Origin of the sequence: Streptomyces sp. NPDC023838, assembly GCF_040639555.1 — a bacterium.
Lineage (GTDB): Bacteria > Actinomycetota > Actinomycetes > Streptomycetales > Streptomycetaceae > Streptomyces.
The window spans coordinates 30,207-56,328 of record NZ_JBFAAD010000015.1 but is presented as its reverse complement, the minus strand read 5'-3'; the positions used below and the strand labels follow the sequence as shown (position 1 = coordinate 56,328).

The window sequence follows — 26,122 nt, the reverse complement described above, 5'->3', positions numbered from 1 at the left end:
TGGTGGTCCCGGTGGTCCGAAGCCGCCGCCCCTTTCCTCTCCGGAAGGCTCCCAGGAAGTGACGTTGCATGAGTGAGGCAAAGACACAGATCCTCGACCTGGTGCGCAAGTACCACCAGGAGACGGCCCGGCACGCGTTCGTCCCGGGCGTCACGCCGATCTTCCCGTCCGGCGCGACACTGGACGAGGACGACCGGGTGGCCCTGACCGAGGCGGCCCTGGACATGCGCATCGCGGCCGGGACCAGCTCGCGCCGGTTCGAGCGGGAGTTCGCCAAGCTCTTCGGGCTGCGCAAGGCGCACATGACCAACTCCGGTTCCTCCGCCAACCTGCTGGCCCTCAGCTCCCTGCTCTCGCCCCAGCTCGGCGACGTGCGGCTGCGCCCCGGAGACGAGGTGATCACGGTCGCGGCCGGCTTCCCGACGACCGTCAACCCCATCATCCAGAACGGGCTGGTCCCGGTCTTCGTCGACGTGGAACTGGGGACGTACAACACCACGCCGGAGCGGATCGCCGAGGCCATCACGCCCAGGACCCGGGCCATCATGATCGCGCATGCGCTCGGCAACCCGTTCCAGGCCGAGGAGGTGGCCCAGCTCGCCACCGAGCACGACCTGTTCCTCATCGAGGACAACTGCGACGCGGTGGGCTCGCTCTACCGGGGCAGGCCGACCGGTTCGTTCGGCGACCTGGCCACCGCCAGCTTCTATCCGGCGCACCACATCACCACCGGTGAGGGCGGCTGTGTCGTCACCGGCAACCTGGGGCTGGCCCGGATCGTGGAGCAGCTGCGCGACTGGGGCCGGGACTGCTGGTGCGAACCGGGCGAGGACAACACCTGCTTCAAGCGGTTCGACTACCAGCTGGGCACCCTGCCCCACGGGTACGACCACAAGTACATCTTCACCCACGTGGGCTACAACCTGAAGGCCACCGACCTGCAGGCCTCCCTCGGCCTGAGCCAGCTGCGCAAGGTCGCGGAGTTCGCCGAGGTGCGCAAGCGCAACTGGCAGCGCATGCGGGACGGGCTCGCCGACGTCCCCGGGCTGCTGCTGCCGCGGGCCACCCCGGACAGCGACCCCAGCTGGTTCGGCTTCGTGATCACGGTGCGGCCCGAGGCGCCCTTCACCCGGCGGCAGTTGGTGGACTTCCTGGAGGCCCGCAAGATCGGCACCCGCCGCTTCTTCGGCGGCAACCTCGTGCGTCACCCCGCCTATCTCGACCAGCCGCACCGGGTCGTGGGCGAACTGACGAACGCCGACATCATCACCGAGCACACCTTCTGGCTGGGCGTCTATCCCTCGCTCACCATCGAGATGATCGACTACGTGGTGGCGTCCATCAAGGAGTTCGCCGCGTCGGCGTGAGGCGTCCGTGCACCGACGACCCGGTGGCCCGCCCCCCGACCGGGGCGGGCCACCGGGCTCAGCTGTGCCCGGCGACGGGCAGGTCGGCCGCGTCGAGGTGCCCGGTGCGGGCGAGCAGCTCCAGCGGCGCGACCAGCTCCGCGGGGGCGGGCTGCGCCGCCACGGCGGCACGCAGTTCGCCGGCCGCCGCCCGCAGCCGCGGTCCGGCCAGCACCTCGACGGCGGCCCGCCGCGCCTCGGCCGGACCGGTCCGCAGCGCGGGCAGCGACAGGGCCGCGCCCGTGGCCGCGATCCGCTCGCTCACCACGCTCTGCTCGTCCGTGAAGGGCAGGGCGAGCTGCGGCACCCCCGCCGCCGCCGCGGTCATCAACGCGTTGGCGCTGCCGTGGTGGACGACCGCGTCGCTCTGCTCCAGCAGCAGGCTCAGCGGAAAGTCCTCCAGCGTCCGCACGCCGGGGGGAAGCGGCCCCAGGGCGCGCCGCTGCTGCTCGGTGGTGGTGAGGACGACTTCGGCTCCCTCCTCCAGCACCGCCTCGATCGCCGCGCGCAGCGGCGGGATCTCGGTGGCCTCCGCCGCGGCCGACGTCCCCACCAGCACACACACCCGGGGCCGGGCCCGCTCCCGCAGGAGCCAGCCGGGCAGGTGACCCGGCCCGTTGTAGGGGACGTAGCGCAGCGGGATGCGCAGGGCGGAGCCCATCGGCACCGAGACCGTGGCCGGCGAGGCGTCGACGGCGTACGCGACATGCCCGGTGTGCCACCGCGGCCTGCCGTAGCGGGGGAAGGAGGCGGAGGGGTCGCCGTCGCCGAGGTCGATCCCGGGCTGTGTCTCGGCCGTACCGAACAGGCCCGGCGGATGGTAGACGGCGGGGCATCCGGTCAGCTGGGCCACCAGCGCGCCCTCCGGGGCGGTCAGGTCGTGCACCACGAGATCGGGCCGCCAGCGCCGGCCGAAGGCCACGGCCCCGTCGTAGCTGCGCCGGATGCTGTCGTGCGCGCTCTCCTGGAACCGGGGTGCCTCCGTGGCCACGTCGAACTCGTCCAGCGAGCGCACCGGCCGCCCGGTGTAGGGGTGCAGGGGCAGCCCCGGACGTGTGCCCGCCACCGCTTCGAGGTAGCGGAACATCCGGCCCATCGTCGTCATGTCGACCGCTTCGAGCACCGGCACGGCCGTCAGACCGGCCCGGCCCACGTGTGCGGCCTGGGTGGGCGGGCAGGCCACCCGCACCTCGTGCCCGGCGGCCTGCAGGGCCCAGGCGAGCGGCACCATGCAGTAGTAGTGCCCGCGCCAGTCCGAGGCGGTGAACAGCACTCTCATCCGGCTCACCCCCGGGTCCCGAGCGCCGCCGGATCCAGCCGGCCGGTACGGGCGAGCTCCACCAGGGGCGCCACCAGGTCGGCCGGTGAGGGCTGGGCGGCGAGCCCGGCCGCCACCGTGCGGGCCGCCGCCCGCAGCCCCTCGTCCTCCACCACGGCCGTCACGGCCCGGTGGATCTCCTGCTCCGTCGCCGTCAGCGCCGACAGGGCCAGCGCGGCGCCGCCGCGGGTGAGGCGTTCCCTGAAGACGGGCTGATCGATGCTGAGGGTGAGGCACAGCTGGGGCACCCCCGCGGCGAAGGCGTTCATCGCGGTGCCCGCGCCGCCGTGGTGGACGACCGCGTCGCACGTGGCGAGGAGCAGGTCGACGGGGAAGTCCGACAGCACCCGCACCCCGTGCGGCAACGTGCCCAGCGCGGCGACCTGTTCGGCGCTCGCGGTGAGCACCACCTCGGCGCCGGTGGCGGCGGCGGCCTCCACCGCGTGCCGCAGCGCGGGCACGTACGGCCCGTACATCGCGGTGGCCGAGTAGCCCCACAGCACGCAGACGCGCCGGCCGGCCGGCGGCTCCAGCAGCCACGGCGGCACGATCCGCACACCGTTGTACGGCAGCGGGCGCACCGGGACGCGCAGCGCGGCGCCGTGCGGCGGGAGCGCCTCCAGGGGCGAGGGGTCGATGACGTACTCGATCTGGTCCCGGCTCCACGGCTTCGCGCCGTGCCGGGCGAACGACCCGGTCGGGTCCTCCAGGCCGGTCTCCAGCACCGGATCGGTCTCGGCCGCGCCGAACAGTCCCGCCGAGTGGTAGAGCGCGGGCACGCCCGCGAGCCGCGCGGCCAGGGCGCCCTCCGGGGCCATCATGTCGTAGACCACGAGGTCGGGTCGCCATGCCCCGGCGAACTCGACGGCCGCGTCGTAGGAGCGCTCGACCCGGGCGCCCGCGTCCTGCCAAAAGCGCGCGGTCTCCGCGGCCACGTCGAACTCGGCCAGGTCGGCGACCGGCCGGCCCGTGACGGGGTGCAGCGGCGGGCCCGGCAGCGGGCTCGTGCCGTCCACCGCCTCCTGATAGCGGATCAGCCGGGTGCAGTACGTCATGTCGGGTCCGTCGAGGACCGGTACCGCCGTGAGCCCCGCCTCGCCGACCGCCCGGGCCTGGCCGGGCGGGCAGGCCACGCGCACCTCGTGCCCGGCGGCCTGCAGCGCCCAGCCCAGCGGCACCATGCAGTAGTAGTGCCCGCCCCAGTCGGAGGCGGTGAACAGCACTCTCATCCAGATCTCCCGGCTCGTCGTGTCGGGCGGGCAGCCTTTCGGGCGCGCTTAGACGTCCCGTAGAAGGCACGTCGAGGCGGGTGGCGGGCCGGGAGAGACCGAAGCGATCGGGCCTTGCCGCAACCTATAACGCGGCTCGAAGGCGTGAACCTAGGTTCTGCGCCATGACGGAGTTGTCGTTGGACGCCAAGGTCGCGGTCGTCACGGGCGCCGAGACCGAAATCGGCGCGGCCGTGGCCGCGGAACTGGCCCGCAAGGGCGCGGCGGTTGCCGTGCAGTACCTCTCATCGTTCGCACGGGCGAAACAGGTGGTACGGAGCATCGAGGAAGCCGGCGGGCAAGCCGTCGCGATCAAGGCCGACCTGCAGGACCGCGCCCAGGCCGAGTTGCTGTGCAAGAAGGCGGGCGGCGCGTTCGGAGACGTCGACGTCCTGGTCGTGACCGACCTCGCCTGCCCGGCCCTGCCCCCGGACGCCGGGCCCGACCCGGCGGCGGAGCTCACCGACACGGTGCGCGCCCGCCTCCTGGACTGCCTCGCCCCCATCTACGCTGCCCTGCCCGCCATGGTCGGCCGGGGCAGCGGCACGCTCGTGTACGTCGGCGACACGGCGCCGCACGGCGCGGGCACCCCCGACCCGGCGCGGGCCGTCACCGGTGCGGCGGTGCGGGCCGCGCTGGAGAACATCGCGCTGGAGTACGGCTCGTTCGGCATCCAGACCCACTCGCTGCCCGCCGACTCGGCCCGCGGCATCGGGCACAACGTGGCACTGCTGGTCGCCGAGGGCTCCCCGGCCCCGGCGCCGGCGTGAGCGCGGGGGCCGGCATGCGCGTGCTGTTCACCGCCACGAACTGGAAGGGCATCTACTTCTGCATGGTGCCGCTGGGCTGGGCGCTGCAGGCCGCCGGGCACGAGGTGCGGGTGGCCTGCGCCCCCGCCCAGGCCGAGGCGATCGGCGCGGCCGGGCTCACCGCGGCGCCGGTCCTGGAGGGCTTCGAGCTGATGCGGGTGGAGCGGATGTCGCGGTACGCGGCCGCGGTGCGCTCGCCCGGCGCCTTCGCGGCGGTGCCCCCGGTCCACCCGGAGACCGGACAGCCGGTGGCCGACTACGGCGAGTACGACGTGGCCGCGCACGAGGAGGACTTCGCGCGGCGCTACCGCGCGACACTGGGCCGCAACTGCGACGCGGCGGTGGAGTTCGCCCGCGCCTGGCGGCCCGACCTCGTGGTGCACGACCTGATGACCCCGGAGGGCGTCCTCGCGGCGCTGGCCACCGGCGTGCCGTCGGTCTACCACTCGCCGGGCATGTTCGGCAGCGTCGAGGCGAGCCTGCACGACCCGACCGGCGCCTTCGCCCGCCACGGAGTGCACGGCTGGGACCGCTCGCAGATCGCCTACGCCATCGACCCCTCACCCGACGAGCTCGCCCCCGACATGGGCACCGCCCTGCGCCTGCCCGTACGGTACGTGCCCTACAACGGCCCCGGAGCGATGGAGCCCTGGCTGCTGGAGCGGCCCGAGCGGCCCCGGATCTGCATGATCTGGGGCAACTCCGCGTCGGGCATCTTCGGCACCGGCGTCCCGGCGCTGCGCCATGCCATCGACGCGGTCACCGCGGCCGGTGCGGAGCTGCTGCTGACCGTGGCGCCCGAACAGGCCGCCGCCCTGGGCCCGGTCCCCGACGGCGTACGGCTGCTGAGCGACCACCCGCTGCATCTGCTCCTGGAGCACAGCGACGCGGTCATCCACCAGGGCAGTGTCAATCCGATGATGACGGCCGCCGGGCTGCCCCAGCTGGTGCTGTCCCTGACGGACGATCAGATCGAGATCGGCCGCCGGTTCGCGCGCGGCGGCTCGGCGCTGCTGCTGCCCGGCCTGACGGCCACCGCGGAGCAGATCCGCGAGGCCGTGACCCGGCTGCTCACCGACAGCGCGCTGCGCACGGCGGCGCTGCGCGTCAAGAGCGGCATCGACCGCCACCCCACGGCGGCCCGGCTGGTGCCCGCGCTGGAGCGGCTGGCGCGCACCGGCACGCTCACCGCCGAGGACCTCCCCCGGTAGCCCCGGCGGGCGCATCACCACACGACCACCCACGACAGCGAGGAAGAACCAGTGACGACGATCAACGGTGCGCCCCGGCACGACACCCTGGAGGAGCTGTACCGGTGGCTGCTGCGCGAGCACGGCGAGACGGTCGACCCGGACCGCCTGGGACACGTGCGCACGGAGGTCGAGCGGGTCGTCGCGGCGAAGGTGCCCGGCGCGATAGTCGAACTCGGCTGCTTCCGGGGCGCGATGACCCTGTGGATCCGCGCCGTGCTCGACTCCCTGGGCGACACCCGGCCGGTGCACGTCTTCGACTCCTTCGAGGGGCTTCCCGACACCACGGAGGAGGACGAGATCGTCATGCCGCTCGGCGCGATGTCGGCCGGGCAGGCCGAGGTCCTGGCCACGTTCGAGGCCTGGGACAGGACACCGCCGGTGATGCACCCCGGCTGGTTCGAGGACACCCTGCACACCGGGCTGCCCGAGCAGATCGCCTTCGGCTACCTCGACGGCGACCTCTACAGCTCGACCGTGGTCTCCCTCGCCGAGTGCGTCCCGCGCCTGGCCCCCGGCGGCTCCGTGATCCTGGACGACTACGCCGACCCGGAGGCCAACCCCCGTACGGTGGTGAAGTTCCCCGGCGTCAAGCTCGCCTGCGACGAGTACTTCGGTGTGCCCTCCCCCGTCGAGGTCCTCATCGGCGAGGGCGACCTCGCCTACGGCCGCTACCTGCGGGCGCAGTCCTGAATGGACGTCATCGGGACGGGGTTCCTCGCCGGACATCTCTCCACGATCGCCGACGCCCACCCGGGCGTGGTCGTCGCGGCGGCCGGGGTCTCGGCGGCACAGCACACCTCGGCCGCGTCGTTCCGGCGGGAGACCGCTCTCGTCGACGACCTGGTACGCCGCTGTGCGCGCAGTGGGGAGCGGCTGGTCTTCTTCTCCACCGCCTCCAGCGGCCTGTACACCCGGCCGGGACAGCCGGGAACCGAGGACGGCCCGGTCTGGCCCACCACCCCCTACGGACGGCACAAGCACGCCCTTGAACAACGGCTGGCGGCCTCGGGCATCGACTGTCTGACCCTGCGCCTGGGCCATGTGGTGGGGCCCGACCAGCCACCCCACCAGCTGCTGCCGGCGCTGACGGCGCAGGTGCGGTCCGGCCGGGTACGGATCTTCCCGGGCTCGCGCCGCGATCTGATCGACGTCACCGACGTCGTCACGATCATCGACGCGCTGCTCTGCGCCGGCACCAGCCGCACCACCGTGAACGTGGCCTCCGGCTGCGCGGTCCCCATCGAGCGGATCGTGCGCCACATCGAGGCGCGGCTCGGCACGGCGGCGCACTGGGACCACGGCTCCCCGGCCGTCACCCAGGACATCAGCACCGCCAAGCTCCGCGGCCTCGTACCGCGGGTGGACCACATGGCCTTCGGCCCCGACTACTACCGCCGGGTGCTCGACAAGTACCTCTGGGCGGCCCCGGCGGCCGGCCCCTTCCCGTAACTCTGCTGTGAGGAAACCGAGATGGTTGATGTGATCGTGGCCGGCGGGGGGCCGGTCGGGATACTGCTCGCCTGCGAACTGCGGCTGCACGGCGTCGACGTCGTGGTCCTGGAGCGCTCCGAGCGTCCCAGCCCCCACTCCCGGGCCTTCCGGCTCCAGCCGCGCACCATGGAGATGCTCGACTACCGCGGCCTGGCGGACCGGTTCCGCGAGGACCGGCTGGAGTGGCCCAAGGCCCACTTCGCCGGGCTGAGCCCCCTGCTCGACCTGGCCCAGCTGCCCGGCGCCCACCCCTACTCGCTGCTGATCCCCCAGGTGGAGACGGAACGGCTGCTCCAGGAACGCGCCGACGAACTGGGCGCCGAGGTACGGCGCGGACACGAGGTGACCGGACTCGTCCAGGACGCCGACGGCGTGCGGGTCCAGGTGCGGGGACCGCAGGGGCCCTACGACCTGACGGGGCGCTTCCTCGTCGGCTGCGACGGCGGCCGCAGCACCGTGCGCAAACTGGCGGGCATCGACTTCCCCGGCACCCCGGCGGCCGTCACCGCGCTGCTGGGCGACGTCCTCATCGACGACCCGGCCGAACTGCCCTCCGGAGTGCCCGGCACCACCCGCACCGCCGACGGACTGCTGATGTGCGTCGCCCTGCAGGCTCCCGTCGTCCGCGTCCTGACCACCGAGTTCCGGCCGCCGCAGGACGGCGACGACCCGGTCCGCCTCGACGACCTGCGCGAGAGCATCGCCCGGGTCATCGGCAAGCCCGTCGCCATCCGCGAGCCGCGCTGGCTGTCGCGGTTCAGCGACGCCACCCGCCTCGCCGAGCACTACCGCCTCGGGCGGGTCCTGCTCGCCGGCGACGCCGCCCACATCCACTTCCCCATCGGCGCCCAGGGGCTCAACCTGGGCCTGCAGGAGGCCATGAACCTCGGCTGGAAACTCGCCGCCGAGGTCCGCGGCACCGCCCCCGAGGGGCTCCTCGACACCTACCACGCCGAACGCCACCCCGTGGCGCGACGCGTACTCCAGGAGACCCGGGCCCAACTGGCGCTGATGAACCCCGATCCGCGCACCGACCCGCTCCGCGAGGTCTTCGGCGAACTCCTCGCCCTGCCCGAGGTGAACGCGCATCTGTCGGCCCTGGTCGCGGGCACCGACGTGGTCTACCCGCCCGGCCCGGACGCCCACCCCTGGGTGGGCCGCAGCGCGCCCGAGCTGACGCTGAAGAGCGACGACGGCCACGGCCGCACGGCCGAACTGCTGCGCACCGGCCGCGCGGTGCTCCTCGACCTGACCGGCCGCGGCGCGTTCGACGACATCGCCCGGCAGTGGTCCGGCCGGGTCGACGTGGTGCGGGCGGCCACCCTCCAGGAGGAGGCCGCCGAGGCCCTTCTCGTCCGCCCGGACGGTCATGTCGCCTGGGCCGGGGCGGCCGCCGCGACACCGGAGCTCCTCACGGCCCTGCGCACCTGGTTCGGGCCCGCCCGGCGGTGACCGTGTCACCCCTCAATCCACGGAGAACGACATGAAAGCCCTGATTCTGTCCGGCGGTACCGGCACGCGTCTGCGCCCCTTCACCTACTCGATCCCCAAGCAGCTCGTGCCGGTGGCCAACAAGCCCGTGCTGCTGCACTGCCTGGAGAACGTGCGCGCGATGGGCGTCACCGAGGTCGGACTGATCGTCGGCGGCCAGGAGGAGCAGATCAGGGCCGTCGTCGGTGACGGCTCCCCACTGGGCCTGGAGATCACCTACATCCCGCAGCACCTGCCGCTGGGCCTGGCGCACTGCGTGCAGATCGCCCGTGACTTCCTCGGCGACGACGACTTCGTGATGTACCTCGGCGACAACATGCTCATCGGCGGCACCACCGAAGCCGCCAAGGCGTTCCAGGAACAGCGTCCGGACGCCGCTCTGCTGGTGACCGAGGTCCCCGACCCCCGGCAGTTCGGCGTCGCCGAGGTCGACGCCGAGGGCCGGGTCCTCGCCCTGGCCGAGAAGCCCCCTCACCCGCGCAGCAATCTCGCCCTCATCGGGGTCTACTTCTTCACTCCCGCGATCCATGAGGCGGTCGCGGGCCTGCGGCCCAGCGCCCGGGGCGAGCTGGAGATCACCGACGCGATCCAGCGCCTCGTGGAGGACGGCCGCGCCGTGTCGGCCGAGCGGTTCACCGGCTACTGGAAGGACACCGGCAACGTCGAGGACATGCTCGACTGCAACCGGGTCCTGCTGGACGCCCTGCGCTCGCAGGGCCCGTACGCCGGAGTGGACCCGGACAGCGTGCTCACCGGCGAGGTGGTGCTGGGCCCCGGCGCCGAGATCATCGCCTCGCGGGTGGAGGGCCCGGTCGTCGTGGGGGCGGGCACTGTGATCCGCAACAGCCACATCGGCCCGCACACGGCGGTGGGCCGCGACTGCGAGCTGACCGGCACCGGCATCAGCGACTCGATCGTCCTGGAGGGCGCCTCGATCCGCGACGTCCAGGGCATCCACGGCTCGCTGATCGGGCGCTGGGCGGACGTCCAGGCGGGCACGAGCCTGCCCCGCCGCAGGCTGCTCGTCGGCGACCACTCCCAGATCTCCCTGTCCGCATGACCGCGCACCGCATCCCCGCACCGCATGCCCGCACCGCATGACCCCGCACCGCATCCCCGCACCGAAAGAGGAAACCCCATGAACGACTTCACCCTCGACCACCTCAAGCGCTTCATGCGCGAATGCTCCGGTGGCGAGGACCCGGCGGGCCCCGACGCCGACGTCCTGGGCGAGAACTTCACCGAGCTCGGCTTCGACTCCCTCGCCCTGCTCCAGATGGCCTCGCTCATCGAGCGCGAGTTCGGCGTGGCCCTGCCCGACGAGGGACTGCACAAGCTCGACACCCCCCAGAAACTCATCGACCTCGTCAACGAACAGCTCGGCGCCCATGCGTGACCCGTCACGGCCGCACGGTCGGAGGTGTGCATGTCCTGGCGGACCCGCTGGCTGCTGCGCCACTGCGTGGTGAGCGTCATCCGCAACTTCGCCGCCCTGGGACGCTGCTACCTCGGCCCGCACGACCAGGAGCCCGACGAGATCGACCCGTTCCCCTTCCACTCCTCCCGGTTCCTGGACGCCCCTCCCCCCGGCCACCCCGAGCGTCTCGTCCCCTGAAGCCGCTCCCGGCCCCAGCTCCCCCCGTTCCCGGTGGCGCGGCGGACCCCGGTCCACCGCGCCACCTCGCCGTTTCCAACCGCCCGGAGGCTCTTACGCCGCCCGGTGGCCCTGTACGCCCGGAGGCCGCCTGCGCGGGCGCGGGGTGTCCGCGATCGGGCAGTCCAGAGGCGTCAGGACCAGCGTGATGCGGGTCAGGCCCAGCGGGCGCAGGGGTTTGGGGGATTCTTCCAGCAGGCGGCAGACGCGTAGGCCCGTGCGCGGGTCCGGGTGGCGCAGGATGTGGACGGGGCCCTCGTGGTGGACGAGGTCGGCGCCGGCGTCCAGGACCCAGCGGGGCAGCGCGGCCGCGTACAGATCCCGCAGGCCGGGATGGCGGTGGACGTCACCGCGCAGCGCCCGCAACTCCGGGTCGCGCTCGTGCTGTTCGAGGCCGGAGGCGAGCTGGGCCAGCATCGACATGCGCCAGTTGGGGAGGTCGGCCAGGACCGTGGACGCGTCGGGGTGGAAGAGGCCGAAGCGGAGGAAGTTGGTGTCCGGCATGGCCGTGGGGTGAGGGCCCACCTCGTGGAAGAGGTCGTGGTACGCGCGGTTGGCGCTCCGTACGTTCCAGCGGTGGTCGATGAGCAGGCTGGGCAGCGACAGGGCGTCCATCATCACGGCGTAATCGGCCAGGTACGCGGTCGTGGCCCGGTCGGGCGCGCGGTCGTCCGGGGTGTGCGGGCGGGGGGCCGGGGCCCGGTCGACCGCCAGGCGGAAGAGGCGTTCGCGCTGGTAGTCGGACATCTCCAGGGCGTCGGCCAGGGCGAGGAGTTTGGGCTCGGCCCACTCCTTGACGCGGCCGCGCTCCCAGTTGCCGTAGGCGCGGCAGCTCAGCCCCAGCCGTTCGGCCACGTCCTCCTGGCTGAGATGGAGGTGGTCGCGGCGGCCCCGGATGAAGTCCTGGAGGCGGAGGCTGCGGCCGGTGCGGGCACTTTGCGGGGCGGCGGGGGCGGTGGGAGTGGCGGGGGCGGTGGCTGGGGCGGTGGGGGCCGGGCCCGTGGTGCGTAACCCTCGTAACGGCTCTGCTGCCTCGCGGTTCACTTCGTCCCCCTCGTGGTGGCCTGGCCGGGCGGCGGTGGGTCAAGTCCGCTTGTGCTACGGAGAGTTGACTCACCGTCATCGCATCTCGCGATCCTGCAACTCCTGTCCCTTCCATGTCAACTTCCCTTTGCCTCCATGCAAAGCGGACTTTCGGTCACCGGTGGTTTTCGCGTATCGCGGCGGTTAGTCTCACGGCTGCTGCCGACAGTGCCTGGGCGCGGTGCGAAGAGGGGGTACGGTGGCCGACTGCCGTGAGCTCGATGTGGTTCTGGGCCGGGTGACGGAGCTGATCGGGCGGCTCGGTCTGCTGCCCGGCGCCGTGCTGGACGTGGCCGCGCTGTCGTACGCCTGCGGGGTGCCCGAGAGCGATGTGCGGATGCTGCTGCGCGGGAAGGCGGTGGCGGACGAGGGGGTCGCCACGCGGGTGCGCCAGCGGCTGGCGCTGCTGGTGCGCACCCGTCGGCGCGGCAGTGACCACGTCGTACGGCCGTTGCGGGGCGCGGCGCCGCACACCCAGGCCGAGATCGCCCTGGGCATCGGGGTCACCACCCAGGCGCTGAGGTCCTACCAGAGGCCCGACAACCCCGGCCTTCCCAGCGTCCCTACGCTGATGAGCATCAGCGCGTGGTTCCAAGTGCATTCGGGCTGGCTGACCGAGCCGGGCGAGGGCGCCCTCGCCCGGGTGCTGCGCGACACCCTGCGGGAGCTGGAACAGCGGGCCGCCGAACGCGAGATGGAGCAGTTGCTGCGCGACCAGGGGGCGCGCGCGCATGCGTTGCGGGCGGTGGGGAGCCTGTCCGCGCACAAGCTGGAGGCGTTGATGACGCTGCTCGCGCCGGAGCTCGGGCAGCCGGCGTCGCCGGACCTGGGGCAGCTGGCGTCGTCGGACCTGGGGCAGTCGGCGTCGTCGGACCTGGAGCAGCTGGCGTCGCCGGACCTCGGGCAGTCGGCGTCGCCGGACCTGGGGCAGTCGGCGTCGGACATGGCGGAAAGCCGTCGGTCGGACCCCGGCGTCGCGCCGCTCGGCTGTTCCCTGCCCGTGGGGGCCGCGCACGGGTTCCCGGTCCGCCATCAGCTGGTCGACGTCGTGGGCGGTCACCGTATCCATGTGGCCTCGCAGGGCACGGGGCCGCTCGTCGTGCTGGTCCACGGCTTCCCCGAGAGCTGGTACGCCTGGCGTCACCAGATGGCGGCGCTCGCCGGTGCCGGGTACCGGGCGGCCGCGATCGACGTGCGCGGGTACGGCCGTTCGTCGAAGCCCGGCGCGGTGCGTGACTACCGGATGCTCGCGCTCGTCGGTGACGTGGTCGGCGTGATCCAGGCGCTGGGCGGGGAGCCCGCCGTGGTCGTGGGCCACGGCTGGGGTGCCGGCATCGCCGCCCACACCGCGCTGCTGAGGCCGTCGCTCGTACGGGCCGTCGGGCTGCTGGGCATGCCGTACGTACCGCGCAACGCCCATGCGCCCCTGGGGGCGTTCACCTGGCTCGGCCCGTCGGACACCGAGTTCTGCCTGAGTTACTTCCAGCGGGCGGGGCGGGTGGAGGCGGAGATCGAGCCGGATGTACGGGGGTGGCTGCGCGGGTTCTACGCGGCGCTGTCCGGGGAGGCCGGGGGCGACGGCCGGGTCTTCGAGATCCCCTCGGGCGGGCGGATGCGCGACGCCTTTCCCCTCTTCCAGCCGTCCTGGCTCACCGACGAGGCGCTGGACCACTTCGCCGGTGAGCTCGAACGCGGCGGTCTGGCCGGTCCGTTGGCGTGCTTCCGTACCTCGGAGACCGACTGGGACGATCTGGCTCCGTGGACCGACGCGCCGGTGCTCCAGCCCGCGCTGTACATCGGGGCGCGGTTCGACGGGCCCTCGCTGTGGCTGGCCGACGCGGTCAAGGCCTTCCCGGACACGCTGCCCCGCGCCACCACGTACATGATCGAGGACTGTGGGCACTGGATGCAGCAGGAGCGGCCGGGCGAGGTGAACGCGGTGCTGGTGGAGTGGCTGCGGGGGCTGCCCGGCTGACCCGGTGGACTCCCGGTGGGGCCGGTGGACTCCCGGCTGACCCGGTGGACTCCCGGTGGGGCCGGTGGACTCCCGGTGGGGCCGGTGGACTCCCGGTGGGGCCGGTGGACTCCCGGTGGGCCCGATGGGGCTCCCGGTGGCCCGGTGGGGGTCCCCGGCGATCCCCGGCGGGTCTCCCCCGCCGGTACGGGCCCGCAGCGCCGCGCGCAGAATGCGGGCATGCGCATTCCTTCCGAACTCGTCCGGCTCGACGGCCAAGTCCACGCGTGGCTACCGCAGTTCCCCGGCACCTGGGGCATGGCGAACTGCGTCGTGGTGACCTCCGAGTCCTCCGAGTCATCCGAGTCCTCCGAGCCCTCCGAGTCCACCCACTCCCCCGGCTCCCCCGGCTCCCCCGGCTCCCCGGGCTCCCCGGGCTCCCCGGGCTCCGAGATCCTGCTGGTGGACACCCCGTACACCGCTCCCCTGACGCGGGCGCTGGCGGCGGCGGCGCGGCGGGTGGCCGGGCCCGGTGCCCGGGTGTCGACGGTCGTCAACACGCACGCCAACGGCGACCACAGTTACGGCAACGGCCTGTTCCCGGACGCGGAGATCATCAGCACCGACGCCAATCTGGCGCATCTGTGCGCGGAGCCCACCCCGGGGCAGTTGCAGGCGATGCTCGACGGGTGCCGCGACGAGGTCGCCTTCGAGCGGTATCTGCTGGCGCACTTCGGGCGGTACGACTACGGCGGCCTCGAAGTCGCCCCGCCCACCCGGACGTTCAGCGGCCGCCTGGACCTGCTGGTCGGGTCGACGCCGGTGGAGCTGTACGAGGTGGGGCCCGCGCACACCGCCGGCGACCTCGTGGTGCACCTGCCCGCGAGCGGGGTGGTGTGCGCCGGGGACGTGCTGTTCGTCGGGGACGTACCGGTGCACTGGGCCGGGCCGCTGAGCGGGGTGATAGGAGCCTGCCGGCGGATCCTGGACCTCGACCCGCAGGTCGTGGTTCCGGGGCACGGGCCGCTGGTGGGGCCGGCGGAAGTGCGCGCGTACATGGCGTACATGGAGGAGCTGCGGGGGCGGCTGCACGCCCTGCACGGCGCGGGCGTGGACGTCGAGGAGGCGTCACGGGTGCTGCTGCGGGAGCACCGGCGGCCGGGGCTGGGGCTCTGGGAGCGGCTGGGGGTGCTGGCGGCGGTGGAGTACCGGCACCTGGGCGGCGTCGAGGAGCCGATCAGCCTGGTCGAGGTGCTCGCGTCGGCGGTGCGGCTCGCGCCCGACTGCGTACCGGCGGCGGTGGCTTCACGCCGGGAGCTGATGGCGGGGCTGGCGGGTCTGGCGGGTCTGGCAGGTCTGGCAGGTCTGGCGGAGCCGGCGGGAGACGAGGACGAGGACGAGGACGGTGTGAAGGTGAGGGCGGTGTGAAGGTGAGGGCGGGCTGACCGGTTCTCGTCGGGAAATCCCGCTTCCGGAAACGCCGGTTCCTGGTCAAGGGCCCTCTCCCCCGGTAGGGATCGTGTACGACACACACCGCTGCGCGGTGGAAGCCACGGGGGAAGGGAGATCCATGCGCAACCTCACGTCGCCGGGTCGGAGGATCGTGTACGAGAGCCGGGCCGTCGTGTACGAGACGCGCTGGGACGGCGATCCGGAGTGGGAGGGCGGACTGCTGTTCAGCGGTCTGGCACCGGCTCAGCGGCAGGCGGAACACGCCTATCTCCGCGAGACGGGCACCCCGGGCATCCCGGGCGCCTCGGCGGGCCGCGCGGGGCGGCTCGTCTGGTCCCGGGACGCGTCGCGGGACGCGTGGAGTCTGTTCGACGGGGGTGAGCGGACGCCGGTGTCGGTCAGCGCGCGGGCCGTCCATGACGAGCCGCCGGTGCCGGCGACCGTGACGCGGTGGCGGACGTTCGCGCTGACTCCCGGCCCGCCCCGCAGCCATCCCGCCACTCCCCCGGCCGGCGCGGGCGCCGCGTACGGGACGCGCGGGGCGCGCGGGGCGCACGGGACGCGCCGGGCGCGGGTTTCGGCCGTGTCGTCGGTCGAGGAGCTGCTGGCCCGTTTCCGTGACCGTCCCGGCCTGTCCGAGTCGATGTACGCGCTGTGCGGCTTCGACATCTCATGCCGTGACCACGGAGAGACACTGACGACCGTCTCGGGCGCCCCGGTGGAGGGGTTCGCCGGGGACGACGTCGGCGGTACGTACTTTCTCTACGGCGACCCGGACGGGCAGCCCGCCGTGGTGTACGCGAGCCCCGAGGGCGAGGGCGGGCTGATCGCGGACAGCCTGGCCGACGCCCTGGCCATCGTCGTCGGACTGCCGGGCTGGCAGGACTGCCTGCGGTTCTCGGCGGGCGGCAGCCTGACGGCCATGGAGGCGGCGGCCGCGTACCTGGAGAACGATCTGCGCCGGGTCGAGCCCCACCTCACGGCGCGCCGCGCCCGGCTGGCCGGTGCGCTCTCCCTCCACCTGCCGCCCATCCCCCAGCTGCTGGCACGGCTGCAGGACGCGGTCGCCCGGACCGTACCGTCGTACGTACTGAAGACGGCCCAGGGCGATCCGTACGCGTCCCTGTTCGGAACGCTGCTGCCCACGGACAACCCGGGCTGGAGCACGCCGTAGGGCTGCCGTGCGACGGCGTGACAGCCCTGGGCCGCAGTCAGCCGGCGCTGGCCGACTGCGTGGTGTCGGCTTCCCTGGCTGCTTCCTCCTGGAGACGTTCCAGCATGCGGTGGCGTTCGGTGGAGGTCATCCGTGAGATGGCGATTTCGGCGCAGGCGACGCCGTCGTTCCACGGCATCTTGACGACGGGCCTGGCACCGGGGCCGGAGTTGGCTTCGGGGCGGGGGGCCGGGAGGTCGTTGCCGTTGCCGGTGCCGTGGGAGGGGATGGGGTTATCACGGCGTGATAGGTCAGGCGCTCCCCCGGTGGCCGGACCGCGCCCGGAGTCGGTCGCCGCCTTCGAGCTATCACGGCGTGATAGGTCGTGCTCCTTCGTGGGGTTATCACGGCGTGATAGGTCGGCTGCGTCGTCGGGTTCGGTTCGCGGGTACAGCTCGACCTTCTCCCCGCGCGCCAGGGCGACGACGGCCGACGTGCTTTCGTACGGGGTGCTTTCGTACGGAGTGCTGTCGTACGGGGTGCTCTCGTACGGAGTGCTGTCGTGCGGGGTGGGGTCCGTGGTGGCCGAGGGGTTATCACGGCGTGATAGCTCCGTCGCCCGGCGAGCCGCCTCGCGCCGCTCGTCCGCTGCGGCGGCGCGGGCGTCGGCCTGTTCGCGCTGCTGGTCGGCGGTGTACTTGGACAGGTTCCGTACGTGCTCGACCTTGCGGCGGCCCTCGACCAGGTCGGCCTGGAGTTCGGGGGTCAGGTCCAGGACGGACAGCTTGGAGGAGATGGTGGACTGGGCGATGCCGAGCCGCTTGGCGGCGCGGTTCTGGGAGCCATAGAACTCGACGAGTTTCTTGAGCGCGTTCGCCTGCTCCAGCGGGTTCATGTCGTCGCGGTGGACGTTGGCGACGAAGGCCGCTTCGAGGAGCGCCTCGTCGGTGGAGACGAGGGCGTTGTCGACGCTGACCCGGACGGTCGGCGCGCCGGCGAGTTTGGCGGCGGCCAGACGGCGGTGGCCGTCGATGACGATGTAGCGGGTGTCGGGGTCGAGGTCGGCCGCACGGTCGGGGCGTTCACGCAGATAGGCCTCGACGGAGGCGACCGTGATCGCGTTGATGAGGCCGATCTCGCGGATGCTGTCGGCGAGACCGTCGAGGTCGCGCAGTTGCTCGCGCGGGTTGTCGGGGTTCTGGCTGATGCGGCCGACGGGGAGCTCCGTCGGGTCGGGGACGCCGGCGGTCGGGGCGACGGTCACGGCGCCGATGGCGGCGCGCCGGGCGGAGACCGGCCGGGCCTGGCCGAACGACGAGCCTGCTCCGAGGTCCTTGGCTTTGCTCACTTGCTGATCTCCCGGGCGAGGGCGCGCAGCCCGACGGACTGGTCGCAGCGCGGGGCGTACGACAGGAGCGGCCGCTTGACCCGTACCGCTTCCTTCTGTTCTTTCAGGTCGCCGATGACGCCGACGACGCGTGGGTCCTTGATGTCCATCCAGGACTGGAGGGAGGAGGTGGCGATGTACCCGCGCCGGGCGTCGTAGTGGTTGACGACGATGCCGAGGTAGTCGAGTTCGAGCGCGAGGTCGGTGCGCATGTCCTCTATCTGCGACGTCAACAGGTCGTAGGCGTCCGCGCTGCTGTCCTCGGCCTGGACGACGATGAGCGCGCCGGAGTTGCCGGGCACCTCGTCGGGGCGGCGGCGTCCGTAGTAGGCGGCGGCGTCCATGCTCAGGCCGAGGCTGGGCGGGCAGTCGATGAGGATGACGTCGTAGTCGGCTTCGAGGGGAGCCAGTGCGCGTTCGAGGGCGGCTTCGCGGGCGCGCACCGAGGCCAGGCGTACGTCGAGGAGGAAGGCGTCCGTGCAGGCGGGCAGGAGGTGGAGGCGCTCGCCGAAGCGGGCCTCGTCGATGGCGACGATCACGTCGCGCAGGTCGCCCTTGGCGTCGCCTGCCATGTGGTTGGTGAGCGAGTCGCCGCCCATGGGCAGGGGTTCCTGGCCGAGCTGCTTGGTGAGGTGGCCCTGCGGGTCGAAGTCGACGAGCAGGACGCGCTGGCCGAGGCCGGGCAGGTCTTCGAGGGCGAGCGGGTCGTAGCGGTTCGCGCTGTCGGCGGCGCCGTTGGCTGCGGCCGCGTCGGCCTCGTTGCCTTCGTTGGCTTCGTCGAGGAGGGCGGCGAAGTGCTTGGAGACGCGTACGGGCATGAGGACGGTGGGGTCCTCGGCCAGGGCTTCGCCCGTCCCGGCGGTGATGGCGGTCTTGCCGACGCCGCCCTTCTGGTTGCAGACGACGATGCGCCGCACGATCGCCGGGCGCCGGACGGCGGGGGCGGGGTGGTGGTCGAGCCACACCTGGACGGACTGGGCGAGGCCCTGGATGAGGGAGACGCCCCGGTCCTTGCAGTCGGCCCGGAAGCCGGTCCACTGGGCGGCGGGCAGGAAGGTGGCGAACGATTCGGCGCCGGAGGTTTCGATGGGGGAGAGGTTCGAGCCGAGGCTGCGCCAGGTCGTGATGCCCGTCTCGACGGCTTCCTGGATGTCGACTCCGAGCTGGGCCGCCCGGATCTTCAACTCCTGGCGGAGCCGCAGGGGGAGCTTCGAGACGACCTTCTCCCGGTCGCTTCTGTTGGCAGGTGAGGTCATGAACGTAACCCTACTAACGTCGGAGATCTTTTGATGGACCGACACGTTAGCTTTCTGGCTTTGGTGGCGGGGGAGTGGGGGCAGTGGGGGAGCCGAGTTATCACGGCGTGATAGGTCGTCCCGTCCGGAAGCCGGGCTATCACGCCGTGATAACTCGGCTCCCTCGCCTTGGTTGCGGCCGCTGACCTATCACGCCGTGATAAGTCGGGCTGGCGGTTCGTCCGGCGCCGGACTCGATGCCCAGGGAACCTCGGGGTGTCTGCCCGCAGCATCGGGGCGCGGGGAGGGCGGGGCGTTCGCCGGGACGGGTCGACCGCGAGCGCGCCGCGCAAGTGGGGGAGGGCGAGCGGGGCCCAGACGTTCTCCAGTCGGCCAGGACTAAACGGGCCGTGCGGTCAAGGGCCATCCAGCGCAGGGTGTTGTGCGGGGCGCGGCCGTCGGGGGAGAGGGGCGAGCAGGTTCCATGAGCGGTCGTGGGCGTACGCCACGTGTGTAATGCCGTCGACGGCCGTCGACGGCCTCCTGCCAGCTGCCGGGGATCTCCTCACCGGGCCGCGCGTTGAGGGGCCACGGGGGATCCTGGCCGAGTCCGTACCGCCACAGGGCGATGCCTGCGCGTCCATGCCGAACAGGCGGGCCACGTCTTCGAGGAGGTCGGCGGTCGGTGCTGCGCGTAGCGCCCGGACTCCAGGCGCCCATAGGTGTCCGGGGCGCGGTGCAATAGCTGGTCGGTCTGAGCCCGGGAGAGGCCGGGGGCGTGCCCGCCCTGTCGGGTGAACCGGCGCAGGCCGGGGCCCTCGGGTGCGATGCATGCGAGGGGTTCGCGCAGCAGGCCGTGCAGAGCAACCTTGTCCATGAAACGTGTTCCCCATGCGTGGGCAGCCCCCGCCAGGGGTGGCGGCCGCTGCGGTGAGCTGCGCCAGCGCGGGGATCAGCAGCCCCAGGCGGAGTCACGCCGCGCGCGGTGCGCAGCGCCCCGGGCCGACAGCGGGGCTGCGGGTGTGGCGCGTGTTACGGCCGTTGCCGTGGGTGCCATGGGTGCCTCGCGGCGCTGCATCAGTGCTTCCTCTTGTATGCCGTCGCGCGGCGGTGGGGGAGGGGGGCGGCCTCCCCGCCGTACGGAACGGATCGAACACCGGCCGTCTGTGCGAGCGTTTTGGGCCAGGGCTAGGGCTGGGGCCAGGCGTCGGGGGCGCGGGCGGGGCCCGTTCAGGCCCACCGGCACGCTGCCTGGTCGGACAGGCGGCGATCAAGCGGTCGCGGCTGCGTCGGTGCGCCGGGCGTACGAACGCGGCGCACCGACGGGGGCGAGCCAGGTGGAGAGCCAGGTGGAGAGCGACAATCCGGCGCGGCACAAGGACCGTCTGCCGCCGAAGGCGATCGAGTTGTACGGGCGGATCACCCGGTACGAGCCCCTCGCGCCTGTCGCCTGGTGACCCGGACCAGACACGCGCGCCGGTCCCGCACCGACGCGAGGTCGACCCCGGCCCACCGTAGCCAGGTCTCCTGCAGGACACCCCGCAGCCGAGCCGGTCCTGGCCCGGCTGCGCGAGCGGGGCCTGGTGGCGGTCGACGCGGATCTGCGCGGACATCCCGATCGCCCCGGGCCGCAGGAGGCGGCCCGGCGCCAACTGGACGCGGATCTGCGGGAGATAGCGGCGCCGGCCACGCGGATGGCGGCGATACCCGAGGCCGCGGACGAGCTGAGCGTGCACGTCGAGCGGGCCAAGTGGCGTTCGGGGGCGCGGTTCGATCCTGACGGAGCCGGGGCCGGTCAACGCCCGTATCGAGCAGGCGATCAGCCAGGCGCGGGGCGAGTTGCTCACCGCCCCGCCGGGCGGTCCGCGCAGCCGGGAGCTGCTCGCCATCGCCATGGACCGGGACAGCCGGGAGCCGGAGAGGACACTCCGGAGCCCCTGTTCATCTGCGAGCCGGTGGGGGCTGGTCGCGCAGTGCCCCGCGCCCCTGAAGGCAAAGGACGGCTCGGCCACCTTGCAGCCCTCTGGCGTGCGCGGCTTCGGTCCGTACGTCCGCTGTCACGGGGGAGTGCCATCCGTGCGCATGCCAGAACCGGCCGTGCAGGGCCTGTCGTCGGGCTCTGCCGGGTATCGCGCGGGGCCGGGTATCCGAGCCGGGGTACTCGGACGCTGCCGAGTCTCGGCGCACCTCCCATGCCCCCGCTCCGACGTGCCCGGCGAACGCCCCGCCCCGCATGCCCCAGCGTGGACGGTCGCTCGAAAGGCGGCCCGGATCCCCGAACTGCTGACGAAACGTTCCGTCAGCACCTTTAATGCGCCTATGCGCAGATGGGGGAGCGGCAGAAGCGGAACAGTCCTGTACGGCCGGGCCCGGGCCGGGGCCCGGCTGCGCGCAGGGCTCGCCTGCGCCCTGCTGACACTGAGCGCGGCCGCCTGCGGGCCCTCGGCCACCTCGTCCGCCTCGGGCGCGCCCGAGGACGACAAGGGCCGCCCCACGCCCCGTACGGGCTTCCCCATCCGCTACGAGCCCCCCTCCGCCCCCGACCGCGCCAACGCCGCCTTCCTGCGCGGGCGCAGAGTGCTGGAGCAGACCTCGGCCGCCGTCGACTCCTTCGTCGACTCCTTCGGCCCCGCCGTACGCCTCGGCCGGACAGGGGGAGTCGCGGTGGTCGCCCGCTCCTGTGGGGGCGAGGGCTCGGCGTACGATCCCGGGGCGCGGCGGGTCGAGATCTGTTACGACGACGTGGCGCAGGAGCGGGCGCTGTTCGAGGGCGCGGGTGTGCGGCCGGCCGACGACGAGGTCGCCGCCGTGCTGGCGGAAACGTTCTTCCATGAGGCCGGGCACGCCCTCGCAGACGTCCTCGGCCTGGACCTGGGCGACCGGGCGGAGGAGGACGCGGCCGACCAGTTCGCGGCCCTGATGCTGATCCGCGGGGGCGCGGCGGGGGAGCGGCAGTTGCGGGTGGCGGCCCGGGAGTACGAGCTGTCGGCGGCCGGGGACGCGGGTAGGGGCCCAGCGGAGGGCCCAGCGGACGAAGGAGGCCGGGACGAGCACTCCTCGGACCTCGTCCGCGCCACTAACCACCTCTGCTACCTCTACGGTGCCGACCCCGCACGTAACGCAGGCCTGCGGGGCAAGGGGCTGCTCACCTCCGAGCGGGCCGGTCGCTGCGGGGAGGAGTGGCGTGGAGTACGCGAGGCCTGGCAGAAACGTCTCGCTTCGGTCGCCGCGCCCAGCGACCGAAGCGACTGAGCCGACCGAAGCCACCGGAGCGACCGGAGCGACCGAAGCCACCGGAGCGACCGGAGCGACCGGAGCGACTGAGCCGACCGGAGCGACTGAGTCGACCGAAGCGACTGAGTCGACCGAAGCGACCGGAGCGACTCAAGGCCAAGGAAGGCAAAAAGAAGGCCCAGCAGCACGGAGACCGGCCGGGGTTGCGGTTGTCGTAGCGACTGAAGCGACCGAAGCGACTGAGGCCCGAACCTCTTGGCGTGTCCCGGACCAGTCGGGGAAGCAGGTGCGGCGCTCGGTCGCTTCAGTCGCTACGACAACCGCCCCGTGGAGTGCTTCAGTCGCTGCCGTTCGGTCGCTCCGCGCGCGTTCAGTCGCTGATTCGGGCGGCGAGGGTGACGGGTTCCGGGGGCTCCAGGGCGGGCAGCGACTGAAGCGAGCGACCGGGAGAGGTTCGGTAGCTGTTCAGTCGCTGCGCCAAAACCCCAGGTCAGATGATGTTTCATCGGACAATCAGCGACTGAAGCGACTCAAGCTCCTATGTTCCCCGGGAACTCTGTTTTCCGCCCTCGTGTGCGTGTGCGTTGGATAAGTAGGGGGCTAGAGTCGCTTTGAGTCGCTGAATGATCTCTCACAACCACCTGGCCTGCTGTTTTGGGCAGCACTGAGCGCAGCGACTGAAAGAATCTCAGTCGCTGGCCTTCAGTCGCTCCCGCCGGGTTCGGTCGCTGACTGTCCCATCATCGAAACGGGAGACGGGTTTTACGTGGCCCTGCGCCACACCGGCCACAAGCTTCGCTAACCTATGTTCGTCGTTGAGTCGCTTCAGTCGCTGAGTAGGGGAACCACATGACTGCTGAGCTGCGGTTTTCTCGCAGCGACTCAGAGCAGTCGGCCCCAGAGCCTCTGGTCGCTGCGCCCTCGGTCGCTCAACCCCTGCTCATGGCCCGCTGGTGTGCTTCCCAGGACTGGCCGGTGCACCCGCTCGCGCCGGGCCGCAAGACTCCGGTGGCCAACTGCTCGCGCTGCCGCCGGCCTGGCCATCGTCATGACAACTGTTCCTGCATCGCGATCGGTCGCTGGTGCCACGGCTTCCGCGCGGCCACGGTCGACCCGGCCCGTATCGACAAGTGGTGGGGTGCCAACCCCGACCTCGGCGTAGGCGTAGCCTGCGGCGCCGCCCGCCTCGTCGTCATCGACATCGACGACCACCCCCAGCCGCTGCCGGGCCGCGACCGCATCCTGCCGGGCATCCCCATCCCGGACCAGGTCGATCTCACCGGCCTGACCAACGGCTTCCACTCCCTGGGTGTCCTCGCGGCCCTGCGCGGCCACAACAGCCCCGCGGACGACGCCTCGACCCTGCGCGTGCGTACGCCCTCCGGCGGGCTCCACGTCTGGTACCGGGCCCCCGAGGACGGCCGCCGCTGGCACTCCTCGGTCGGGCAGGGCGGCCGGGCCTCGCTGGCCTGGCAGGTCGACGTACGGGCGCACGGCGGCTACATCGTGGCCCCGGGCACCGTGACCCCCGCCGGGGTCTACACGCCCCTGGAAGGGGCCAAGGAGCCTTCCCTGCTGCCCGCCTGGCTCGCCGGGGAGCTGTCCCGTACCGGACATCTGCGCTCCCAGCGCGTCCCCGCCGCCAAGCCCCAGCCGGATCCTTCCCCCGCCCGACGGGCCGTCATCGCGGCGGGCGGCGGCCGCGACCGGGCCGCCAGGGTCCTGGCCTCCGCCCTGGCCGAGGTCGCCGACTGCGCCTCGGTGCCGGAGGGCGCGGGCTTCACGGACAAGCTGAACCGGGCCGCGTACACCGTGGGCGGGCTGGTGGCCGCCGGGTACCTGGGCGAGGCCGACGCCGAGCGGGTGCTGCTGGAGGCGGCCGAGTTCGCCCGCCCCGGGCAGGACCGCAGGGCCGCCCCGATCGTCCGCAGCGGCATGGCCGCCGGCTCGCGCCACCCCCTTCAGCTCCGGAGCCGCCCGTGACCGCCTCCGGCCAAGGCCGCAACGACGACGTGCTGTTCGACTTCGACCCGCAGACGGTCGCCTCGCAGATCCTGGCGCACTCCCAGGCCCCCGCGCCCGGCGGACTCACGCTGCCCTCTCAGAGCGGCGCTGAGAGCCGTACGGGGGCCCCTCAGGCCACCCACGCCGGGCTGCTGCCCGACACGCTGACCGACCGGGGCAACGCCAAGCTGTTCGTGAGGCTGTTCGCGGACGACTACCGGCATGTGCCGGGCCTGGGCTGGTACCGCTGGGACACCACCCGCTGGCAGCTCGACGAGGATGACACGGTGATGTGGGCGGCCGGCGACCTGGCCGAGAACATCGCCGACAGCGACCCGCGCGGCCTGTACACGGTCCAGGCGCTCCAGCAGCACCGCCGCCGGGCCCTGTCGACGGCCGGGATGAACGCGATGCTCGCGCAGGCCCGTTCGGCCCCCGGCATGGTGCTCAACGCGGCGCTGCTCGACGCCGACCCGTACGCCCTGTGCACGCCCGCCGGGATCGTCGACCTGCGCACCGGCCTGCTGCGCACCCCGGACCCGAACAAGGACTTCCACTCCCGCTCGACCTCGACCGGGCCCCGGCAGATGCCCACGCCCCGCTGGAACCGGTTCCTGACGGACACGTTCGGCGAGGACCCGGAGTCCGCCGAGATGATCGGCTTCCTGCATCTGCTGCTCGGCTACTCGATCACCGGGGACGTCGGCGGGCAGATCATGCCGTTCCTGTTCGGGTCGGGCAAGAATGGCAAATCGGTCCTGCTGGATGTGGTGATGAAGCTGCTCGGCGACTACGCGGACGCGGGTCCCCCCGGGTTCCTGATGGCCCGGCCCTTCGAGGGCCACCCCACCGACCTCGCCGAGCTGCACGGGCGGCGCGTCATCGTGTGCTCCGAGGTCAAGCCCGGCGACAAGTTCGACGAGGCCAGGGTCAAGCTGCTCACCGGCGGCGACCGCATCAAGGCCCGCCGGATGCGCCAGGACTTCTTCAGCTTCCAGCCCACCCACAAGCTCTGGCTGCTGGGCAACCACCGCCCCGAGGTCGGCACCGGCGGCTTCGCGTTCTGGCGCCGTATGCGGCTGATTCCCTTCGAACGCGTCGTCTCCGACGAACGCAAGATCGACAACCTGGCGGACGTCCTGGTCACCGAGGAGGGCCCGGGCATCCTGAACTGGCTGATCGAGGGCGCCCGCCGCTATCTGGGCGGCGACAAGGACCTCACCGGGCCCGAGCGGGTACGGATCGCCACGACCGTGTACGCGGAGACCGAGGATCACACCGGGCGCTTCTTCGAGGAGACCTGCGCCCTGCACCCCGACCACCGGGCGGAGCAGACCCGCCTCTACGCCGCATACCGGGCCTGGTGTCAGAATGAGGGGGCACCCGTCATCACCTCCCGCGCGTTCGCCGCGCGCGCACGCGAACTGGTCGGGCTGGCCTCGCCCAAGGAGATGATCTTGTCCAATTCGCGGAAGTACTACCCGGGCATCGGACTGCTCGCCGACGAGGAGAGGGCATGAGCTCCCTGATCACCGACGACGAGATCAGCCACGAGACCGAGCTGGTCTGGCTGGAGGACATCTCCGGTCTCGACTACGTACGCCAGAGCCTGGACCGGCTGCCCACGCGCCGCAGCAGGCCCGCCTACCACCGCGACGGGCGCATGGTCGGCTACGCGCTGCTGGGCCCCAAGGCCAAGGCGTCGCCATCCTCGGGCACCTGGCGCCGCCGCGTCTTCTGGGTGCTGCCGCACGACCGCGACAGCGAGCCCGACGGGCTGTACGCGACGGGCGCGCCCGCCGAGGCCATCGACCCGCGCACGCTCGCCCCGGGCAGCAAGGGCCGCAAGACGGAGCGCTCGGAGGGCGGGCCGCCGTCCTCGGCGATGCGCGAACTCGGGATAACGCTGCCGCTCTGAGACGCGTACGCG

At 72.7% G+C, this 26,122-nt stretch carries 21 protein-coding genes and 1 pseudogene; 16 read left to right on the top strand and 6 right to left on the bottom strand.

The window, feature by feature from the left end; genetic code table 11:
* Positions 1-68: 68 nt before the first annotated feature.
* Positions 69-1,367: a lipopolysaccharide biosynthesis protein RfbH gene (gene rfbH / locus AB0G17_RS19840; RefSeq protein ID WP_361383994.1), complete on the top strand. Its 1,299-nt coding sequence runs from the start codon at positions 69-71 to the stop codon at positions 1,365-1,367.
* A gap of 58 nt (positions 1,368-1,425) precedes the next feature.
* Here the strand turns inward: rfbH and AB0G17_RS19835 are convergent, their stop codons facing one another.
* Together AB0G17_RS19835 and AB0G17_RS19830 are read right to left on the bottom strand one after the other, a co-directional pair.
* A complete protein-coding gene (locus AB0G17_RS19835; protein WP_361383991.1) occupies positions 1,426-2,685 on the bottom strand; it encodes a nucleotide disphospho-sugar-binding domain-containing protein in 1,260 nt (419 codons plus the stop codon).
* 5 nt (positions 2,686-2,690) lie between these two features.
* Positions 2,691-3,953, bottom strand: coding sequence for a nucleotide disphospho-sugar-binding domain-containing protein (locus tag AB0G17_RS19830; protein ID WP_361383988.1), 1,263 nt, complete (start codon positions 3,951-3,953; stop codon positions 2,691-2,693).
* A gap of 164 nt (positions 3,954-4,117) precedes the next feature.
* Between AB0G17_RS19830 and AB0G17_RS19825 the strand changes: the two genes are divergently transcribed.
* From AB0G17_RS19825 to AB0G17_RS19790, 8 genes are all read left to right on the top strand, one after another.
* Positions 4,118-4,762 carry an SDR family NAD(P)-dependent oxidoreductase gene (locus AB0G17_RS19825; RefSeq protein WP_361383985.1) on the top strand — a complete coding sequence of 215 codons (645 nt, stop codon included), beginning with the start codon at positions 4,118-4,120 and terminating at the stop codon, positions 4,760-4,762.
* Positions 4,763-4,776: 14 nt separating this feature from the next.
* Positions 4,777-6,012 carry a nucleotide disphospho-sugar-binding domain-containing protein gene (locus AB0G17_RS19820; protein WP_361383982.1) on the top strand — a complete coding sequence of 412 codons (1,236 nt, stop codon included), beginning with the start codon at positions 4,777-4,779 and terminating at the stop codon, positions 6,010-6,012.
* Positions 6,013-6,063: 51 nt separating this feature from the next.
* Positions 6,064-6,744 carry a TylF/MycF/NovP-related O-methyltransferase gene (locus AB0G17_RS19815; protein WP_361383979.1) on the top strand — a complete coding sequence of 227 codons (681 nt, stop codon included), beginning with the start codon at positions 6,064-6,066 and terminating at the stop codon, positions 6,742-6,744.
* On the top strand, positions 6,745-7,503 hold the full coding sequence (locus tag AB0G17_RS19810; RefSeq protein ID WP_361383976.1) for an NAD-dependent epimerase/dehydratase family protein: 759 nt from the start codon (positions 6,745-6,747) through the stop codon (positions 7,501-7,503).
* A gap of 21 nt (positions 7,504-7,524) precedes the next feature.
* Complete coding sequence (locus AB0G17_RS19805; protein WP_361383973.1) at positions 7,525-8,997, top strand: FAD-dependent monooxygenase; 1,473 nt, start codon at positions 7,525-7,527, stop codon at positions 8,995-8,997.
* A gap of 31 nt (positions 8,998-9,028) precedes the next feature.
* Positions 9,029-10,096, top strand: a complete 1,068-nt coding sequence (locus tag AB0G17_RS19800) for a glucose-1-phosphate thymidylyltransferase (protein ID WP_361383970.1) — start codon at positions 9,029-9,031, stop codon at positions 10,094-10,096.
* Between the two features lie 78 nt (positions 10,097-10,174).
* Positions 10,175-10,432 carry an acyl carrier protein gene (locus AB0G17_RS19795; protein WP_361383967.1) on the top strand — a complete coding sequence of 86 codons (258 nt, stop codon included), beginning with the start codon at positions 10,175-10,177 and terminating at the stop codon, positions 10,430-10,432.
* A gap of 30 nt (positions 10,433-10,462) precedes the next feature.
* On the top strand, positions 10,463-10,651 hold the full coding sequence (locus AB0G17_RS19790; RefSeq protein ID WP_361383964.1) for a DUF6059 family protein: 189 nt from the start codon (positions 10,463-10,465) through the stop codon (positions 10,649-10,651).
* A 93-nt stretch (positions 10,652-10,744) separates the two neighbouring features.
* Here the strand turns inward: AB0G17_RS19790 and AB0G17_RS19785 are convergent, their stop codons facing one another.
* A complete protein-coding gene (locus AB0G17_RS19785; protein WP_361383961.1) occupies positions 10,745-11,734 on the bottom strand; it encodes a helix-turn-helix domain-containing protein in 990 nt (329 codons plus the stop codon).
* Between the two features lie 238 nt (positions 11,735-11,972).
* Here AB0G17_RS19785 and AB0G17_RS19780 point away from each other — a divergent pair, with 238 nt between their 5' ends.
* The 3 genes from AB0G17_RS19780 to AB0G17_RS19770 all read left to right on the top strand — a co-directional run bounded on the left by AB0G17_RS19780 (position 11,973) and on the right by AB0G17_RS19770 (position 16,353).
* Positions 11,973-13,748, top strand: a complete 1,776-nt coding sequence (locus AB0G17_RS19780; RefSeq protein ID WP_361383957.1) for an alpha/beta fold hydrolase — start codon at positions 11,973-11,975, stop codon at positions 13,746-13,748.
* A gap of 219 nt (positions 13,749-13,967) precedes the next feature.
* Positions 13,968-15,155: an MBL fold metallo-hydrolase gene (locus AB0G17_RS19775; protein WP_361383954.1), complete on the top strand. Its 1,188-nt coding sequence runs from the start codon at positions 13,968-13,970 to the stop codon at positions 15,153-15,155.
* A gap of 142 nt (positions 15,156-15,297) precedes the next feature.
* Positions 15,298-16,353, top strand: coding sequence for a hypothetical protein (locus tag AB0G17_RS19770; RefSeq protein WP_361383951.1), 1,056 nt, complete (start codon positions 15,298-15,300; stop codon positions 16,351-16,353).
* 37 nt (positions 16,354-16,390) lie between these two features.
* Here the strand turns inward: AB0G17_RS19770 and AB0G17_RS19765 are convergent, their stop codons facing one another.
* The 3 genes and pseudogenes from AB0G17_RS19765 to AB0G17_RS19755 form a co-directional block, all read right to left on the bottom strand.
* Positions 16,391-17,680 (bottom strand): ParB/RepB/Spo0J family partition protein, encoded by a 1,290-nt coding sequence (locus AB0G17_RS19765; RefSeq protein WP_361383948.1) that lies wholly within the window; start codon positions 17,678-17,680, stop codon positions 16,391-16,393.
* Complete coding sequence (locus tag AB0G17_RS19760) at positions 17,677-18,975, bottom strand: ParA family protein (protein ID WP_361383945.1); 1,299 nt, start codon at positions 18,973-18,975, stop codon at positions 17,677-17,679. Before AB0G17_RS19760 ends, AB0G17_RS19765 begins: the two co-directional genes overlap by 4 nt.
* A gap of 1,419 nt (positions 18,976-20,394) precedes the next feature.
* A pseudogene (locus AB0G17_RS19755) lies at positions 20,395-20,490 on the bottom strand (RNA polymerase subunit sigma-24); the annotation flags it as partial.
* Positions 20,491-21,273: 783 nt separating this feature from the next.
* Here AB0G17_RS19755 and AB0G17_RS19750 point away from each other — a divergent pair.
* The 4 genes from AB0G17_RS19750 to AB0G17_RS19735 all read left to right on the top strand — a co-directional run bounded on the left by AB0G17_RS19750 (position 21,274) and on the right by AB0G17_RS19735 (position 26,110).
* Positions 21,274-22,206 (top strand): DUF4344 domain-containing metallopeptidase, encoded by a 933-nt coding sequence (locus AB0G17_RS19750; protein ID WP_361383941.1) that lies wholly within the window; start codon positions 21,274-21,276, stop codon positions 22,204-22,206.
* A 924-nt stretch (positions 22,207-23,130) separates the two neighbouring features.
* Positions 23,131-24,171, top strand: coding sequence for a bifunctional DNA primase/polymerase (locus AB0G17_RS19745; protein WP_361383938.1), 1,041 nt, complete (start codon positions 23,131-23,133; stop codon positions 24,169-24,171).
* A complete protein-coding gene (locus AB0G17_RS19740) occupies positions 24,168-25,712 on the top strand; it encodes a phage/plasmid primase, P4 family (RefSeq protein WP_361383935.1) in 1,545 nt (514 codons plus the stop codon). The genes AB0G17_RS19745 and AB0G17_RS19740 overlap by 4 nt, the downstream gene beginning before the upstream one ends.
* Positions 25,709-26,110, top strand: coding sequence for a DUF6009 family protein (locus AB0G17_RS19735; protein WP_361383932.1), 402 nt, complete (start codon positions 25,709-25,711; stop codon positions 26,108-26,110). The genes AB0G17_RS19740 and AB0G17_RS19735 overlap by 4 nt, the downstream gene beginning before the upstream one ends.
* The last annotated feature ends 12 nt before the right edge of the window (positions 26,111-26,122 follow it).